Genomic DNA, 14,343 nt, shown 5'->3' with positions numbered 1-14,343 from the left:
CCCCTTGCCGGGCTCAGTCTACGGGAGGGCTGAGGGAACCGGCGCTAGCCATCCGCTAGCACGTCGCTCACATGCTTCCCCCGCCAAGGCGTACGGGAGGTACTCATGACCAGGCACCTGTTCGACACCAACGCGATCCGGGTCGCCCTCGTGCAGCGCGATCCGCTGCTGCGGAGAGACACTCGAGCGGCACTGTCCGCGAACGGCATCGACGTCATCACGGAGACCGGGGAACTCGATCGGGCCGTCCCGCTGATCACGGCGTCGTTTCCGGACGTCGTCGTCCTCGATCTGGACTGGCAGGGGACGAACGCGCTCGAGATGTGCGGACTCCTGACGGGGAAGGTCGGGGTGCGGGGGATTCTGGCGATGACCCGGCGCTGTGAGGACAGCATGCTGCTGCGCTCGGCGTTGGCGGCCGGCGTAAGGGGGTACCTGGCCAAGTCGGCGGAGGCGGCGGAAGTCGTCGGCGCGGTACGGGCGCTGGCAGGCGGCTCCGTCGTCGTCGGCCATGCGGCCGCACGTCTGGTAGCCCGGCTGCTCAGGAACACCACACCGCCCCTCGAGTCCACCATGATGTCGGTGCTGACGCGGCGAGAACTCGAGGTGCTCGAACTGATCGCGCGGGGATACGACAACCGCCGCATCGCACGGTCGCTGACGCTGGCCGACAAGACGGTACGCAACCACGTCTCCGCCATCTTCGGCAAGCTCGACGTGCAGAGCCGTGCCCAGGCCGTGGTCCGCGCCCGCGAAGCCGGATTCGGACTGACGCGCTGAGGTGCGCCTCCACAGCGCTGTCTTCTCCCCTGCCATGGCGCCACAGGCAGGGGAGAAGGCGGTGGGGCCATCCGCTGCGGCGCAGGACCGCCGCCGTTGCCCCGGCTACTTCCCCGCGGTGCCGACCAGGCCGAGGACCGTGAGTTCCCTCAGGCAGGCCGTGACGTGCCGGCGCGACGTCTGCAGGTCCGTGCCGCTGCGTCGGCCGTATTCGGCCGTCACCGTGCGGACCTCGTCGTCCCCGCACAGTGAGTAGATCAACCAGGACCGGGCGTTGAGCCAGTGCATACGGCCCGATGCCTTGTTGGCCAGGAGTAACTGCCCGCATTCGGGCAGCGGCCTGCCCAGCACGCCGTCCGTCCTCCGTACGACCGTTCCGGCCGCGTATTCCATATCCGGGCCGTCCACCGAACCGGCTATGGAGGGCCGCGCCGACCGGTCCGTGTTCGTCTCCCCCGTGACGAGAGTGAGCGCCTCGGAGATCCAGGCCATGAAACGCGTGCCGTCCGGTGTCAGGGTGCCCGCGGGCAGCGTCCGGACGTGTTCGGCGAGGTAGCGGGCGCGCTCCGCGCTGGAGCCGTAGGTGCCGTTTCGGGCAGCCTCGGTGCCTGGGCTCACCTCGTCGACCACCTGGTGTGCGGGCGGCTCCCCAAAGGTTGCGCGGAGTTCGGGGCCGGCCTGCTGGACGGCTTGCTCGAACACCAGGAGATGCGCGTAGAAGTGGAGGGCCACCAGCACGCGGACCAGCCGCCAGGGCGTCTTGCGCCAGGGGATCGGCACCGGCTGGTCGGCGTCGGTCAGCAGCGAACACGCGCGCAGGGCGTCGAAGAGCTTGAGGTGCGCGCTTTCGTGCAGCAGGGTCTCCGCGACCGTCCAAGGGTCCGCGAGCCGTTCCGGGGCCATCAGGATGGCCGAGGGCAGCGGATCACCGCCCGACAGCGACTGCAGCGGACCGTCCGACGTCTCGGCCCGGGTGAATCCGAGCACGGACACGTGGCGCAGCACGCTCGTCCCGACCTGGGGCAGCAGCCGGGTCAGGAGCTCGGCTCCCTGCGTCAGACGACGGCTCATGTCCGGGGTCGGGATGACCGGTTCCGTCGCCGGGCCGCCTTCGATGCTCCCGTCATACAGCCGACGGAGGTGCGCGGCCAGATCGGCGGACGCTTCGTCGGTGGGGTGCAGTTCGGTCCACAGCCAGGCGTCGCCGTAGGCGGGCCATGGCCGCACATGGGGTGCGGCCATCCGCTCGCAGGGGCCGAGATCATCCGGCTTGCCGGCCGGCGCCGCCATGAGCCGGCCGAGTCCACAGCTGTCCCTGACGCCGTTCTCCAGCTTGGCCAGGTCGTCCTCGAAGACGTTGCGGACGACGGGGTCGAGCATCAGGGGCAGCAGCCGATCCGGCGTCAGCTCCGAGAGGCGGCGCAGCGTGTGCGCGTGCTGCGGGTCCGCCTCGGCGATCAGACACAGCCCCACCGCGAAGCGCTGGACGTTGCGTGATTCGATGGTCCGGGAGTCACCGAACTGGTGGTCGGTGACCAGCATCGTGTCGGCCTGGCGCACGATGTCCTGAGAAGAGTTGGTTGATTCCGCAATCGCCATTGCGCTCGCCCTCCGCCGTTCGGTACGGAATTGCCGATGCTCCGCACGGCGGGGGCCGGCCTCGCGCCGGCCCCCGCCGCGGATGGTTCAGGCCTTGGCGGGCGTCGCCCCGTAGGCCGGGACCCAGGCGCGCTCCTCGACGGAGTCGGTGGCGATCCCCGGAGCGTTGTCGATCGTCAGCCAGTTCTCCGCCGTCTGCGGGAAGGCGATCTCGTGCTGGGACATAGGCCCCTCCTTCGCTTGGTTCGGTCGTGTGGACCAGGCAAGGATGGGCTCTACCGGGTCCTGCCGTCATAGGGCGGCTGTCCCTGTTCTGTCCCGGTCCGCCCTGACGCGCCCCTGACGGGAAGGCTGTGACAGCGGCCGTCCCGAACAGGACTGTGCGGTTCTGCTCAAGCTGCGGGCGGACGGAAGCGGCTCGGGCCCTCCGGCAAAAGCTGCGTAGTGGAATATTCAACCAACCGCTTCCGTTGACGCGGCCGGTGGCTCCGAACGAGGCACTGGAGGAGGTCACAGGTGGACACGACGTACGTGGACACGCCGTACTACGAGCACGGCACCCCGGCGGAGCGCTGGGAGCGGGCGCGGATGTTCTTCGACGCCCGGGACTACGCCGCCGCGGCGCGCGTGCTGGACGGGCTGGTCGAGGAGGTGCCGGAGCAGACCGGGCCCCGGCTGCTGCTGGCGCGCGCCTACTACCACTCGGCTCAACTGCGCCGGGCCGAGGCCCAGTTGCGCGTCATCGTCGAGCGCGACCCGGTGGAGCACTACGCCCGGCTGATGCTGGGCCGCACCCTCCAGCGGCAGGGCCGCCAGGACGAGGCCGAGACGCATCTGCGCGTCGCCTCCGCCCTCGCGGGTGACTTCGGGGAACGGAGCGAGTAGGCGGTCAGAGCGCCGCCGCCGGGTGGAGGAGCAGGAACAGGGTGACCGCGGAGTTCACCGAGGACATGGCGGACACCGTCGCACCGGCGGCGGCGCCCCACACGGCGGCGCCGACCGCCGTGAAGAGCGGCGGCCGGTCCGGGCCCGCCGGTGCCGGTGCCAGCAGGGCGGCGACCCGGCGCGGCACCGGACCGCCGGCAGCCACCGCGGCGAAGGTGGGCGCCGGCGCGCCGGACGACAGCAGGGCCGCCTTGCCGATCGCCCGCGCGACCACGCGCCGGTCGCCCACCGCGCGGGCCGCGTCCTCGTCGGCCCAGCGCTCGGCGGTGTAGGCGACGGCGGACCGCAGCGGCCGCAGGAAGGGGTTGGCGCAGGCCGCCAGGTGGACGGTGAGCAGGTGACGGTGGTGGCGGGCCGCCAGGTGGGCGCGTTCGTGCGCGAACAGGGCACGCCGTTCGTCCGGGGCGAGGGCGTCGAGAAGTGCCGTGGTGACGACGATCCGTTCGTGGTTGCCGGGCAGGGCGTAGGCGTACGGCATGCTGTCGGGCAGGACCACGACGGGTGCGCCGCGCAGCCCGGTCAGCGCCCGGTGGGCGCGGCGGGCCACCCGCCGGTGACGCCACAGCGCGCGCCCGCAGGCCACCGCGACCAGTCCCAGGGCGGGGACCGCCGCGCGGCCCACGACCCGGTCGCGTGAGACGGCCGCCCTGATCTCGGGATCGGCCCACAGGTCCACAACCGGGCCGCCGGTCAGCTGAGTGGTGGCGACGACCGTGAGCAGGGCGAGGCACAGCGTGCTGCATCCGCCCATGACGGCGGCCACCCGGGTCAGCAGCCGGGTGGCCGTGCGCGGGTGCAGGCGCGGTGCGGCCAGGCGTGCGACGGGCCAGGCGGACAGCGGAAGCACCAGCGGCAGTAAGACGGAGAGCCCCATGGGAGGTCAGTGTTCCCTGCCGTCGCCCCTCGGGCGTGGGGTGCCCTCCGCGGCGTCGCCGCTCTCCACGCTGTCAAGCAGTGCGCGCAGCACCTGCTCGTCGCCGGGCGGCAGCGCGGTGACGAAGCTGGTCAGCACCGCCACCCGGTCCCGTTCACCGTCCAGCGTCCGGCGCATCCGGAGGGCCGCGAGACGGGCGACGTCCGCGGTCGGGGTCCACACGAAGGAGCGGCCCCGGCGCTCGCGGGAGACGACGTCCTTGGCGAGCAGCCTGGTCAGGATGGTAACCACGGTGGTGTAGGCGAGGTCGCCGCCGAGCCGCTGCCGCACCCAGGCCGCGGTGACCGGTCCGTCCGCCTCGCGGAGCGCGCCGAGCACCTGGCTCTCCAGTTCGCCCTGCCCGCGCCGGGCCCGCCGGTGTTGTGGCGTCATGTGCGTCTCCCTCCGGCGTCGGCGTGTCGCACCACGCTACTTCACACGGGAGGCGTGGCCCGGGGGCGCCGCGGTTCCGGGACAGGTCGCCGGCCTGCCCGCACCAGGTAGGCCGCCGGGCCGGGCGAGCGCCGTGGCATCCTGGCGTGATGGCTTCTCCCCGTGCGCGTACGCCCCTGGCCGAGCAGGTCGAGGAACTCCTCGCCGACGGCGGCCCGTTGCCGATCGTCGCCGCCGGTGACCCGGTGCTGCGGCACGTTGCCGAACCGTTCGACGGCCAGCTGGACCCCGCGCTGCTGGCCCGATTCGTGCAGGCGATGCGCCTGACGATGCACGAGGCACCAGGAGTGGGACTGGCCGCGCCGCAGGTCGGGGTGGGGCTGCGGATCGCGGTCGTGGAGGACCCGGCACCGGTGCCGGACGAGGTGCGCGTGGCGCGCGGGCGGGTGCCGCTGCCCTTCCGCGTGCTGGTCAATCCGTCGTACGAGGCGGTCGGCACCGCGCGCGCCGCGTTCTACGAGGGCTGCCTGAGCGTCCCGGGCTGGCAGGCCGTGGTGGCGCGGCACACCGAGGTGCGCCTGCGGGCCCTGGACGAGCGGGGGCGCCCGGTGGACGAGGTGTTCTCGGGCTGGCCCGCCCGGATCGTCCAGCACGAGACCGACCACCTCGACGGCACCCTCTACCTCGACCGTGCCGAGATCCGCTCCCTGTCCTCCAACGACGCGATGGCGCACCGCTGGACGCAGCCGACCCCGGCACAGGCCGCGAAGGCCCTCTGCTTCGAGCTGCCGTAGGGCCACGCGGGCGCGCGGTCAGCCCCGGTAGGCCTCCAGCAGGCGGAGCCACACCTCGCTGATCGTCGGGTAGGAAGGGACCGCGTGCCACAGGCGGCTGATCGGAACCTGGCCGGCCACGGCGACGGACGCCGAGTGGAGCAGTTCGCCGATGCCGGGGCCGACGAAGGTGACACCGCGCAGGATTTCGGTGTCGAGGTCGACGACCATACGGGCACGCCCGCGGTAGCCGTCCCCGTACAGGCCGGCCCCGGCGACCGAGGAGAGGTCGACGTCGACGGCCCGGACGCGGTGGCCGGCCTGTTCGGCTTCGGCGAGGGACAGGCCCACGGCCGCGGCCTCCGGGTCGGTGAAGACGACCTGCGGTACGGCGTGGTGGTCGGCGGTCGCGGCGTGCGCGCCCCACTCGTCCGTCTCCAGCAGGGGGACGCCGGCCGCGCGGGCGCCGATCGTGTCGCCCGCGATCCGGGCCTGGTACTTGCCCTGGTGGGTGAGGAGTGCGCGGTGGTTCACGTCGCCGCACGCGTACAGCCAGGTGCTGCCCTGCACGCGCAGGCTGTCGTCGACCGGCAGCCAGGAACCGGGCTCCATGCCCACCGTCTCCAGACCGATGTCGTCGGTGCGCGGTGCGCGCCCGGTGGCGAAGAGGATCTCGTCGGCCTCGACACGGTCACCGCTGCCGGTCACGGCCACCACGGTGCCGTTCTCGCGGGCGACCGACTCCACCGTGGTGCCGGTGCGGATGTCGGCGCCGGCCTCCGTGAGGGCGTCGGTGACCAGCTCGCCGGCGAACGGTTCCATGCGGGGCAGCAGTCCCTTGCCCCGGACCAGGACGGTGACCTGCGAGCCGAGCGCCTGGTAGACCGTGGCCATCTCGGTGGCGACGACACCGCCGCCGACGATGACAAGACGTCCGGGAACCTGCTCGGCGCTGGTGGCCTCGCGGCTGGTCCACGGCTTGACGGCGTCGAGTCCTGGCAGGTCCGGCAACCGGGCGCTGGTTCCGGTGCAGACGGCGACGGCGTGCCGGGCGGTCAGCGTCCTGCGCGTGCCGTCGGGGGCGTCGACCGTGACCGTACGCGGGCCCGCCAGCCGCCCGTGCCCGCGGTGGAGGTCGGCGCCGGTGCCGACCAGCCACCGCACCTGGCCGTCGTCGTGCCAGTGCGCGGTGTACTCGTCCCGGCGGGCGAGGACCGCGGCGTCGTCGAGGGGGCCGCGCACCGCCTGGCTCAGGCCCGGCAGACGGCGGGCGTCGGCGCGGGCGATGACCGGGCGCAGCAGGGCCTTGCTGGGCATGCAGGCCCAGTACGAGCACTCGCCGCCGACCAGTTCGCTCTCCACGATCGCGGTGGACAGACCGGCCGCCCGGGTGCGGTCGGCCACGTTCTCCCCCACGGGTCCGGCGCCCAGCACCACGACGTCGTACGCGATGGTTTCCGTTTCGGTCATGGGGTCAGTCTGGTGGGTGGTGTGCGACCTGGCCACACGGGTACGTGCGCGGAATACCCGTAGGGTCGGCCGTGTTGTGCCCACGGCTTCGCCCCACGCCGGTAAGCCGACACCAGGAAGCACCAGGAAGAGGGATACGCCATGAGCAGCACCGTGGAGCTGACCAAGGAGAACTTCGACCAGACGGTCACGGACAACGAATTCGTCCTCATCGACTTCTGGGCGTCCTGGTGCGGTCCGTGCCGTCAGTTCGCCCCGGTCTACGAGAAGGCGGCCGAGGACAACCCCGACCTGGTGTTCGGCAAGGTGGACACGGAGGCCCAGCCGGAGCTGGCGGCGGCCTTCGGCATCCAGTCCATTCCGACGCTGATGATCGTCCGTGACCAGGTCGCCGTGTTCGCCCAGCCGGGCGCGCTGCCGGAGGCTGCTCTGACGGACGTGATCGGGCAGGCCCGCAAGCTGGACATGGACGAGGTCCGCAAGGCGGTCGCCGAGCAGCAGAACGGTCAGTAGACCGCTCACACGCGGGTCAGGTGGACTCGCGGTGGACCACCGTCGCGCCCAGGACCGCGTGCCGTTCGGGCGGGGCGGTGGGGTCGTGTACGGCGCGGTCGACCAGTTCGGCCAGGTCGCGGCCGGAGGGCAGGTCGATGCGGACGGTGCTCAGCCGGGGCCGCAGCAGCCGTCCGAGCATGAGGTCGTCGGCGCCGATCACGGCCGTCTCCTCGGGGATGCGTACGCCGCTGTCCTGCAAGGCGCGCATCAGCAGCATGGCGTACTCGTCGTTGTAGGCGAACACCGCGTCGAGGTCGAGGTCGCGCCAGCGGGCGGCGAGGCGGGCGGCGGATCGCTCGTCGTAGCCGAGGGGCAGTTCGGTCACGCTGCCGTCGGTGCCGCGCAGGGCGTGCCGCACCCCGGCGAGCCGGGGCCGGGAGAACATGTCCAGTCCGCGTTCCTCCGGCACCACCACGCCGATGCGGCGCCGGCCGCGGGCATACAGGTGGGCACCGGCCCGGTGGCCGACGCTCTCGTGGTCCATGAGCAGCGCGTGCGCCCCCTCGACGGGCTCCGGGCCGAGGGTGACGACGGCGCGCGCGCCGGAGCGTTTGAGTACGGCCACTCCGCCGGGTCCGAGGCCCTCTCCGGACACCAGGACGGCGACCGGGCGCAGTTCGGCCCACGAGCGGGCGGCCCCGTCACCGGACAGGCAGGCCGTGGCGTGCTGGACGACGGTGTAGTCGAGGAGGCCGAGCGCCCACTGGAGTTCCTCCAGGAAGCGGCCGTAGAGCGGGCCGGCCGGGAGGGCCGGGGCAGGCATCAGGACCATGCGGCTGTGCCCCGCGCGCAGGCTGCGCGCCGCCGCGTGCGGCACGTATCCGAGCTCCTCGGCGGCCTCGTGGACCCGGCGGCGGGTGGGCTCGCTGATGCGGACCGCTCTGGTGTTGTTCAGGACATAGGAGACGGTCGCGCGTGAGACGCCGGCCAGTCGGGCCACGTCCGCGCTCGTGGGCACGGAGCACGGGGCGGGCGACGGGGACGCGGCGGGTTTGGGAATCTGCACCATGACGTACCGCATCTTGGCAGAAGCCACGGACCGTCCGCCTGGTGAACTGCCCCATTCCAGACGGAAGTTGAAACACCAACAGATGTGGTGAGCCCGTCACGCACCTGACGGAGCGTGGGAGACCACCGGCCGGGGCCGGGCAGAAACCGTGGGTGACCTCGGTTGACGTCGGTTGACCTTCACCTTGGGGGAGCCCGCAGCATCGGTGGGGCCGGGCGACGCGCTCGGCATGAGGAGGAACGAGCATGGGGTTGCTGACCATCGGGGCGTTCGCGAAGGCGTCCCGGCTGTCGCCGAAGGCGCTACGCCTCTACGACGAACTCGGTCTGCTGACCCCCGCTCGCGTCGACCCGGTGACCGGCTACCGCTTCTACGCGCCGGAACAACTGGACCAGGCCCGGCTGGTCGCATGGCTCCGACGGCTGGGGATGCCCCTCGCCCGCATCCAGCAGATCCGCACGCTGGAGGCGGGGCCGGCAGCTCAGGAGATCCGTGCGTTCTGGGCCCAGGTCGAAGCCGACACCGCCGCTCGGCGGGATCTGGCCACCTTCCTCATCGACCACCTGTCCCGGAAGGACCCTGCCGTGCCCCCTACCGCCAAGCCGCTCGGAATCCGCTACGCCGCCCTGTCCGACAGGGGCCTGGTCCGCGAGAGCAACCAGGACACCGTCTACGCCGGCTCCCGTCTGCTCGCCGTCGCCGACGGCTTCGGCCGTCACGGGGCCCCCGCGAGCGCGGCCGCCGTCGACGCGCTCAAGCACCTCGAAACCGACGGCGTCCCGGCCGGCAGTCTCCTCAACGTCCTCGAAGACACCGTCGACCACGTCAAACAGGCCGTGCACGGCGTCGCCGGGAGCGGTTCGTCCCCCGAAGAGGCCGGCACCACCCTCACCGCGATGCTCTGGACCGGCTCGCAACTCGCCCTGGTCCACATCGGCGACTCGCGCGTCTACCTCCTGCGCGACGGAGAACTGTTCCAGATCACGCACGACCACACCATGGTGCAGTCGATGGTCGACGAAGGACGCCTCAGCCCGGAGGAAGCCGCCTCCCACCCCCAGCGGTCACTGCTGATACGCGCGCTGGGCCGCGGCACCGACAGCACGCCCGACCTGCGCCTGCACGACGCCCGGCGGGGAGACCGGTACCTGCTCTGTTCCGACGGCCTGTCGACCGTCGTACCGGCCGGCGAGATCCACCGGGTGATCGCCGAGGCCGGCGAGCCCGAGCAGGCGGTCCGCCGACTCGTCGCCCTCGCCAACGGCTCCGGCGGTCCCGACAACGTCAGCTGCGTGGTCGCCGACGTCATGGAGCTCCAGCGGTAGGAGCGGGGGCACCGTCGCCGCGCACGGCTGGTCCGGACGGGCCGTCAGGTCCGGCCGGTCCGGCCCCCTGCTCTCAGCAGTGCGGCTCGGTGGAGGTGATCCGCACGACCAGGTCGTGCCAGCCGGTCTGCAACCGCTCCATCGGCATCTGGCACTGCCTGGTCAGGTGGTGGATGAGGGCGGGGTCGAGATACCCCATCAGCGTGTGCGCGAGCAGTTCGCTGTCCGCGTCCGGGACCGCCTGCCGCAGCAGCATCGCCACGTGGGCGTACTGGACCTGGCGGGCGGGTACGACGAAACGCCGGTCCGGACCCGGATCGGCCGCCAGTTGCAGTTCCAGGTCGGCGGCCGCGCGGCGCAGCGCCACGCAGCCGAAGGCCCGCAGCCGCTCGGCGGGCGGCGCGCCCGGGCCCATGGGCGGCGGCCCGCTGAGGAACGCGGCCTGGAACTTCCGCTCCGAGTGGTCCAGCAGCGCCCTGAGCAGGCCGGTGCGGTCGCCGAAGCGGCGGAAGACCGTCCCCTTGCCCACCTCGGCCGCCGCGGCGACCGCCTCCATCGTGACTCCGGCCGCGCCGTGCTCCGCGACCAGGCGCGCGGCGGCGTCCAGCAGCCGGGCGCGGTTGCGGGCCGCGTCGGCCCGCAGGCAGGGCTCGTCCTCGCCGGTACCGAACGCGAGCAACACCGGCTGCGCCGACAGCTCCCGGGTCTCCTGAGTTTCCTGAGGCTCCTGGGGCTTCGGAAGGGGCGACAAGGGGCGGGACATGAAGACAGCGTAAAGCATCGGAGGCAAAACTGGACCGCGGTCCGCTTAGGGTGGTAGAAAAATAAACGGACCTCGGTCCGGATCCGTAACACCATTGTGTCATCCCCCCTTGGAGTCCCCCATGTCAGTTCGCATCCTCGCGCTCGTCGGCAGCCTCCGCGCCGGCTCGCACAACCGCCAGCTCGCCGAGGCCGCGATCAAGCTCGCTCCCGCGGGCGCCGAGGTCGAGCTGTTCGAGGGCCTGGCCGACGTCCCGTTCTACAACGAGGACGTCGACGTCGAGGGCAGCGTGCCGGCCGCCGCCGCCAAGCTGCGCGAGGTCGCCGGTGCCGCCGACGCCTTCCTGCTGTTCTCCCCCGAGTACAACGGCACCATCCCGGCCGTCCTGAAGAACGCCATCGACTGGCTGTCCCGCCCGTACGGCGCGGGTGCCTTCGTCGGCAAGCCCGTCGCCGTCATCGGCACCGCCTTCGGCCAGTACGGCGGCGTGTGGGCGCAGGACGACACCCGCAAGGCCGCGGGCATCGCCGGCGGCAAGGTGATCGAGGACATCAAGCTCTCCATCCCCGGCTCCGTGACCCGCTTCGCCGAGACCCACCCGGTCGACGACGCCGAGGTCGCCGCCCAGCTGACCGAGGTCGTCGCGCGCCTGCACGGCCACACCGGCGACGCGGCCGCCGCCTGAGCACCCCGGAAGGGGCCGGCGCCTGCTGGGCGCCGGCCCCTTCCGGCTTTCCGCGAGACCGCGTGACGGAGGCCGACACCTGCGTTTCCGATCAACTCCCTTGCCGCAGCCCGTGCATGACTCTGCCGTACTTGTGCGCACGCGCCGACGGTATGTTTGACGGGCCACGTACCTGTACATGGCGAGGGAAGGGGATCTGTTCGTGACGAGTCAGCAGCGCACCGGTTCACGTCGCCGCTCCATCGAGGTCTCGGTCGGCGCCGTGGGTGCGGTCGCGATGGCGATAGCCCTCAGCGGCTGTTCCAGCGGCCCGGACTACCAGGGTACCTGCATGAACAAGCTGACGCAGAAGCGCGTGACGGACAGTCACTGCAACTCCGGTGGGGGCGGTGGGGCCGGCGGGGGAAGCTACGCCTGGTGGTACACCCCGCGGGGCAAGGACGTCCCCGCCGTCGGACAGAAGGTCGACCTCAGCAAGGGCGGCGGCTCGTTCACCGCGCCGAAGTCCGGCAGCGTCTCCCGCGGCGGCTTCTCCGCCAAGGGCGGCAAGGCCGGATCCGTCGGCGGCTGATCCATGAGACGTGAAACCCGTACCCCGAGGCCCGGCTGGGAGCAGACGGTCCTCCGGTCCGGCCTTCCGTTCCACACCGAAACACTGCCCGACGGCCGCAGGTTGCCCTACTGGAACGAGAGCGCCGCCTACGTCCTCACCTCGCGTGAGGTGGACTACCTGGAGGACGTCACCGAGGAGCTGCACGCGATGTGCGTGACGGCGGCCCGGCACGTCCTGGAGAAGGGCGACGTCGAACGCCTCGGCATCGACTCCCGCTGGGCCGCACCGATGCTCGAGACCCTCGAGAACGAGTCACCGAGCATCTACGGCAGATTCGACTTCGCCTGGGACGGCACGGGCGACGCCAAGCTGTACGAGTACAACGGCGACGTGCCGGCGGCGCTGCTCGAGGCCGCGGTGCTGCAATGGCAGTGGCTGGAGGACGTCCACCCGGACCGCGACCAGTTCAACACGATCCACGAGCGCCTGGTGCGGACGTGGCAGCGGCTGGCCCCGAGGCTGGGCGGCCGGGTCCACTTCGCGCACTCCGCCGACGAGCCGGACGAGGACATCATCACCACGGCGTACCTGCGGGACACGGCCGTCGAGGCGGGCCTTCCCACGGTGGGCCTGACGATGGAGGACATCGGCTGGCACAGCGGCATCCGGCGCTTCGTGGACCTGAGTGACGTCCCCATCGACTCCTGCTTCAAGATGTACCCGTGGGACTGGGCGTTCGAGAGCGTCTACGCCCCGCAGCTGGAGGCCGAGCCCCGTTCGACGCACTGGCTCGAGCCGATGTGGAAGGCGCTGCTGTCGACGAAGGCGATCCTCGCGGTGCTGTGGGAGCTGTACCCCGGACACCCCAACCTCCTGCCGTCCTACCTCGACGGCCGCCGTGACCTGGCCGAGTGGGTCGCCAAGCCGCTGTGGGGCTGGGAGGGCGCCTCGATCAAGGTCCGTTCCGCGGAGCACCACTTCGACCAGGCGGGCGCGTTCGACGACGGCCCGTTCCTGTTCCAGGAGTTCCACCGGCCGCCGGCCTTCGACGGCAACCACATGGTGATCGGCTCGTGGGTCGTCGGCGGCAGGTCGGCCGGCGTCGGCATCCGCGAATCCAACGGGATCGTCACCGACCGCCGGTCCCGTTTCGTTCCCCACCTCATCGACGCGCCGCGTTCCACCGCGGAGCAGGTCGCGCGGTGGCTGCGGAACAGCTGAGCGCGGCGGGTGTGCCCGGGGACCCGCGTCCGCGGCTCCCGGGGCCGCCGGTCACACCGTCAGCAGGCCGATGCCGAGGGCGATCAGGACGCCCACCTTGGCGATCTCCAGGGCCACGTAGGCCAGGTGGCCGCGCGAGCGGGGACGGTCCTCGCCGGCCGCTTCGCCGGCCAGGACCCGGTCGGACCTGCGGTTGAGGCGGGGGCGGACGAAGACCAACTGGGCCAGCAGCAGCACCGCGACGGCCGCGGTCAGCCCGGCGACCCCGGCCGGGGGTCCGCCCGCGGCGACCGCGGCGATCACCACGACGGCCAGGGCGGTCTCGACGAGGTTCAGCGCCCGGAAGACCAGCCGGCCGATGCCCAGTCCGATGGGGATGGTCACGCCGGGAGCCCGGAACTTCAGCGGGGCCTCCAGGAAGGAGATGGCCAGCACCATGCCGAGCCAGACGAAGCTGACCGCACTCGCGACGGCCGCCGCCGTGGTGTTCATCGTTGTGTCGCCTTTCTTCAGGATGACCGGCTGAGCAGCTGAGGAGCCGAGCAGGTGGGCAGGTGTGCTGTCCCCCCGTCGTGCACGTCACCCACCCCGCGCCGGTGCGGGCGTCCCTGCCGGCCGGGTGGCCAGGTGGGCCAGGCAGGAGTCCGGTTCGGCGAACGGTTCCAGGCCGGTCGCGGCCAGTGGCGCCCGTAGCTCCGCCAGCGCACCCTGTATCAGACCCAGATGGATCGGGCACACCAACTCCCCGTGTCCTTCCGCCAGTTCGAGGAAGGGGCAGTGGCGCAGCCGGATCCGCTCCGGCGGCTTGCCGGCGCCGCCGCCCTCGGGCTCCGGGGCGAAGCCCAGGTCGTCCAGGAGGGCGACGAGCCGGGCCGCCGACCGCTCGGCCGTGGGCGGCGCCGAGGGCGGCAGCGGATCGACCAGGAAACCGCCCCAGGCGCGGCCCGCCTCCGTCGCGGCCTCCCGCGCCCCGGGGCCCTGGGACGCCAGCTGCCCGAGCAGGATCTGCGCCAAAAGCCGGTAGCCGCGCGTGCCCCGGCGGTCCATGCCTGGCCGGGGGGCGTAGACGGTACGGGGCCGGCCGGGCCCCGAGGGCTCCTCGACCTGGCGTACGACGACGCCCTCGGCCACCAGGGCGTCCAGATGGAAGCGCACGGTGTTCGGGTGCAGCCCGATCCGCTCGGCCGCCTCGGCGACCCCCAGCGGCTCGGCCGCGGCCCGCAGCAGGTCCAGCACCTCGCGCCGGCGGGGGCTCTCCCGTGGAGTGGTCACGTCACTCAGCTCCCTTCGCCCCTTCTCATCCGAGGCCCTGTCCGCCGAAGACGGTTTTCACGAATCCTACATGTAATAATCGTGGGC

The 14,343-nt window shown here is 72.2% G+C and carries 16 protein-coding genes and 1 pseudogene; 8 read left to right on the top strand and 9 right to left on the bottom strand.

The annotated features are described in order from the left end of the window. Window positions 1-105 precede the first annotated feature (105 nt). Window positions 106-780 (top strand): LuxR C-terminal-related transcriptional regulator, encoded by a 675-nt coding sequence (locus ACIHCX_RS09900; protein WP_400028341.1) that lies wholly within the window; start codon window positions 106-108, stop codon window positions 778-780. 105 nt (window positions 781-885) lie between these two features. Here ACIHCX_RS09900 and ACIHCX_RS09895 read toward each other — a convergent pair whose 3' ends face one another. Next, window positions 886-2,379: an aKG-HExxH-type peptide beta-hydroxylase gene (locus ACIHCX_RS09895; RefSeq protein WP_400028339.1), complete on the bottom strand. Its 1,494-nt coding sequence runs from the start codon at window positions 2,377-2,379 to the stop codon at window positions 886-888. Window positions 2,380-2,466: 87 nt separating this feature from the next. Then, window positions 2,467-2,604: a hypothetical protein gene (locus tag ACIHCX_RS09890; protein WP_400028337.1), complete on the bottom strand. Its 138-nt coding sequence runs from the start codon at window positions 2,602-2,604 to the stop codon at window positions 2,467-2,469. Between the two features lie 306 nt (window positions 2,605-2,910). On the opposite strand from ACIHCX_RS09890, the gene ACIHCX_RS09885 reads away from it, so the two are divergent. Then, the gene (locus ACIHCX_RS09885) at window positions 2,911-3,264 is read left to right on the top strand and encodes a tetratricopeptide repeat protein (RefSeq protein WP_400028674.1); all 354 of its coding nucleotides are present in this window, start codon (window positions 2,911-2,913) and stop codon (window positions 3,262-3,264) included. Between the two features lie 4 nt (window positions 3,265-3,268). Here ACIHCX_RS09885 and ACIHCX_RS09880 read toward each other — a convergent pair whose 3' ends face one another. Continuing rightward, window positions 3,269-4,198 carry a M56 family metallopeptidase gene (locus ACIHCX_RS09880; RefSeq protein ID WP_400028335.1) on the bottom strand — a complete coding sequence of 310 codons (930 nt, stop codon included), beginning with the start codon at window positions 4,196-4,198 and terminating at the stop codon, window positions 3,269-3,271. 6 nt (window positions 4,199-4,204) lie between these two features. Beyond that, complete coding sequence (locus ACIHCX_RS09875; RefSeq protein ID WP_400028332.1) at window positions 4,205-4,630, bottom strand: BlaI/MecI/CopY family transcriptional regulator; 426 nt, start codon at window positions 4,628-4,630, stop codon at window positions 4,205-4,207. Between the two features lie 149 nt (window positions 4,631-4,779). On the opposite strand from ACIHCX_RS09875, the gene ACIHCX_RS09870 reads away from it, so the two are divergent. Further along, window positions 4,780-5,424, top strand: a complete 645-nt coding sequence (locus tag ACIHCX_RS09870) for a peptide deformylase (protein WP_400028330.1) — start codon at window positions 4,780-4,782, stop codon at window positions 5,422-5,424. An 18-nt stretch (window positions 5,425-5,442) separates the two neighbouring features. Here ACIHCX_RS09870 and ACIHCX_RS09865 read toward each other — a convergent pair whose 3' ends face one another. Further along, complete coding sequence (locus ACIHCX_RS09865; RefSeq protein ID WP_400028328.1) at window positions 5,443-6,873, bottom strand: dihydrolipoyl dehydrogenase family protein; 1,431 nt, start codon at window positions 6,871-6,873, stop codon at window positions 5,443-5,445. A gap of 129 nt (window positions 6,874-7,002) precedes the next feature. Here ACIHCX_RS09865 and trxA point away from each other — a divergent pair. Beyond that, a pseudogene (gene trxA, locus ACIHCX_RS09860) lies at window positions 7,003-7,386 on the top strand (thioredoxin); the annotation flags it as partial. Between the two features lie 16 nt (window positions 7,387-7,402). On the opposite strand, the gene ACIHCX_RS09855 reads toward trxA, so the two are convergent. After that, window positions 7,403-8,437: a LacI family DNA-binding transcriptional regulator gene (locus tag ACIHCX_RS09855; protein ID WP_400028673.1), complete on the bottom strand. Its 1,035-nt coding sequence runs from the start codon at window positions 8,435-8,437 to the stop codon at window positions 7,403-7,405. Between the two features lie 245 nt (window positions 8,438-8,682). Between ACIHCX_RS09855 and ACIHCX_RS09850 the strand changes: the two genes are divergently transcribed. Beyond that, window positions 8,683-9,762 carry a MerR family transcriptional regulator gene (locus ACIHCX_RS09850; protein WP_400028326.1) on the top strand — a complete coding sequence of 360 codons (1,080 nt, stop codon included), beginning with the start codon at window positions 8,683-8,685 and terminating at the stop codon, window positions 9,760-9,762. Window positions 9,763-9,835: 73 nt separating this feature from the next. Here ACIHCX_RS09850 and ACIHCX_RS09845 read toward each other — a convergent pair whose 3' ends face one another. Further along, window positions 9,836-10,543: a TetR/AcrR family transcriptional regulator gene (locus ACIHCX_RS09845; RefSeq protein WP_400028324.1), complete on the bottom strand. Its 708-nt coding sequence runs from the start codon at window positions 10,541-10,543 to the stop codon at window positions 9,836-9,838. Window positions 10,544-10,646: 103 nt separating this feature from the next. Here ACIHCX_RS09845 and ACIHCX_RS09840 point away from each other — a divergent pair, with 103 nt between their 5' ends. The 3 genes from ACIHCX_RS09840 to ACIHCX_RS09830 all read left to right on the top strand — a co-directional run bounded on the left by ACIHCX_RS09840 (window position 10,647) and on the right by ACIHCX_RS09830 (window position 12,984). Further along, window positions 10,647-11,210, top strand: a complete 564-nt coding sequence (locus tag ACIHCX_RS09840; protein WP_400028322.1) for an NAD(P)H-dependent oxidoreductase — start codon at window positions 10,647-10,649, stop codon at window positions 11,208-11,210. Between the two features lie 202 nt (window positions 11,211-11,412). After that, window positions 11,413-11,781, top strand: a complete 369-nt coding sequence (locus ACIHCX_RS09835) for a hypothetical protein (RefSeq protein WP_400028320.1) — start codon at window positions 11,413-11,415, stop codon at window positions 11,779-11,781. Between the two features lie 3 nt (window positions 11,782-11,784). After that, complete coding sequence (locus ACIHCX_RS09830; RefSeq protein ID WP_400028318.1) at window positions 11,785-12,984, top strand: glutathionylspermidine synthase family protein; 1,200 nt, start codon at window positions 11,785-11,787, stop codon at window positions 12,982-12,984. Window positions 12,985-13,035: 51 nt separating this feature from the next. Here ACIHCX_RS09830 and ACIHCX_RS09825 read toward each other — a convergent pair whose 3' ends face one another. Both ACIHCX_RS09825 and ACIHCX_RS09820 read right to left on the bottom strand, forming a co-directional pair. Continuing rightward, entirely contained in the window at window positions 13,036-13,476 is a 441-nt protein-coding gene (locus tag ACIHCX_RS09825) for a hypothetical protein (RefSeq protein WP_400028316.1), read from the bottom strand. Between the two features lie 87 nt (window positions 13,477-13,563). Continuing rightward, complete coding sequence (locus ACIHCX_RS09820) at window positions 13,564-14,256, bottom strand: helix-turn-helix transcriptional regulator (protein WP_400028314.1); 693 nt, start codon at window positions 14,254-14,256, stop codon at window positions 13,564-13,566. Window positions 14,257-14,343 lie beyond the last annotated feature (87 nt).

The sequence above is a fragment of the Streptomyces sp. NPDC052043 genome (assembly GCF_044548235.1).
GTDB lineage: Bacteria > Actinomycetota > Actinomycetes > Streptomycetales > Streptomycetaceae > Streptomyces.
Note: the sequence above shows the minus strand (reverse complement) of the source record. Positions and strands in the feature narration are given on the sequence as shown.

Bases quoted from the DNA above. Each gene is read 5' to 3' on its own strand.
- ACIHCX_RS09825 (WP_400028316.1), bottom strand. From the start codon at position 13,476: ATGAACACCACGGCGGCGGCCGTCGCGAGTGCGGTCAGCTTCGTCTGG.
- ACIHCX_RS09870 (WP_400028330.1), top strand. From the start codon at position 4,780: ATGGCTTCTCCCCGTGCGCGTACGCCCCTGGCCGAGCAGGTCGAGGAA.
- ACIHCX_RS09840 (WP_400028322.1), top strand. From the start codon at position 10,647: ATGTCAGTTCGCATCCTCGCGCTCGTCGGCAGCCTCCGCGCCGGCTCG.
- ACIHCX_RS09880 (WP_400028335.1), bottom strand. From the start codon at position 4,198: ATGGGGCTCTCCGTCTTACTGCCGCTGGTGCTTCCGCTGTCCGCCTGG.
- ACIHCX_RS09900 (WP_400028341.1), top strand. From the start codon at position 106: ATGACCAGGCACCTGTTCGACACCAACGCGATCCGGGTCGCCCTCGTG.
- ACIHCX_RS09865 (WP_400028328.1), bottom strand. From the start codon at position 6,873: ATGACCGAAACGGAAACCATCGCGTACGACGTCGTGGTGCTGGGCGCC.
- ACIHCX_RS09845 (WP_400028324.1), bottom strand. From the start codon at position 10,543: ATGCTTTACGCTGTCTTCATGTCCCGCCCCTTGTCGCCCCTTCCGAAG.
- ACIHCX_RS09830 (WP_400028318.1), top strand. From the start codon at position 11,785: ATGAGACGTGAAACCCGTACCCCGAGGCCCGGCTGGGAGCAGACGGTC.
- ACIHCX_RS09890 (WP_400028337.1), bottom strand. From the start codon at position 2,604: ATGTCCCAGCACGAGATCGCCTTCCCGCAGACGGCGGAGAACTGGCTG.
- ACIHCX_RS09875 (WP_400028332.1), bottom strand. From the start codon at position 4,630: ATGACGCCACAACACCGGCGGGCCCGGCGCGGGCAGGGCGAACTGGAG.
- ACIHCX_RS09850 (WP_400028326.1), top strand. From the start codon at position 8,683: ATGGGGTTGCTGACCATCGGGGCGTTCGCGAAGGCGTCCCGGCTGTCG.
- ACIHCX_RS09895 (WP_400028339.1), bottom strand. From the start codon at position 2,379: ATGGCGATTGCGGAATCAACCAACTCTTCTCAGGACATCGTGCGCCAG.
- ACIHCX_RS09855 (WP_400028673.1), bottom strand. From the start codon at position 8,437: ATGGTGCAGATTCCCAAACCCGCCGCGTCCCCGTCGCCCGCCCCGTGC.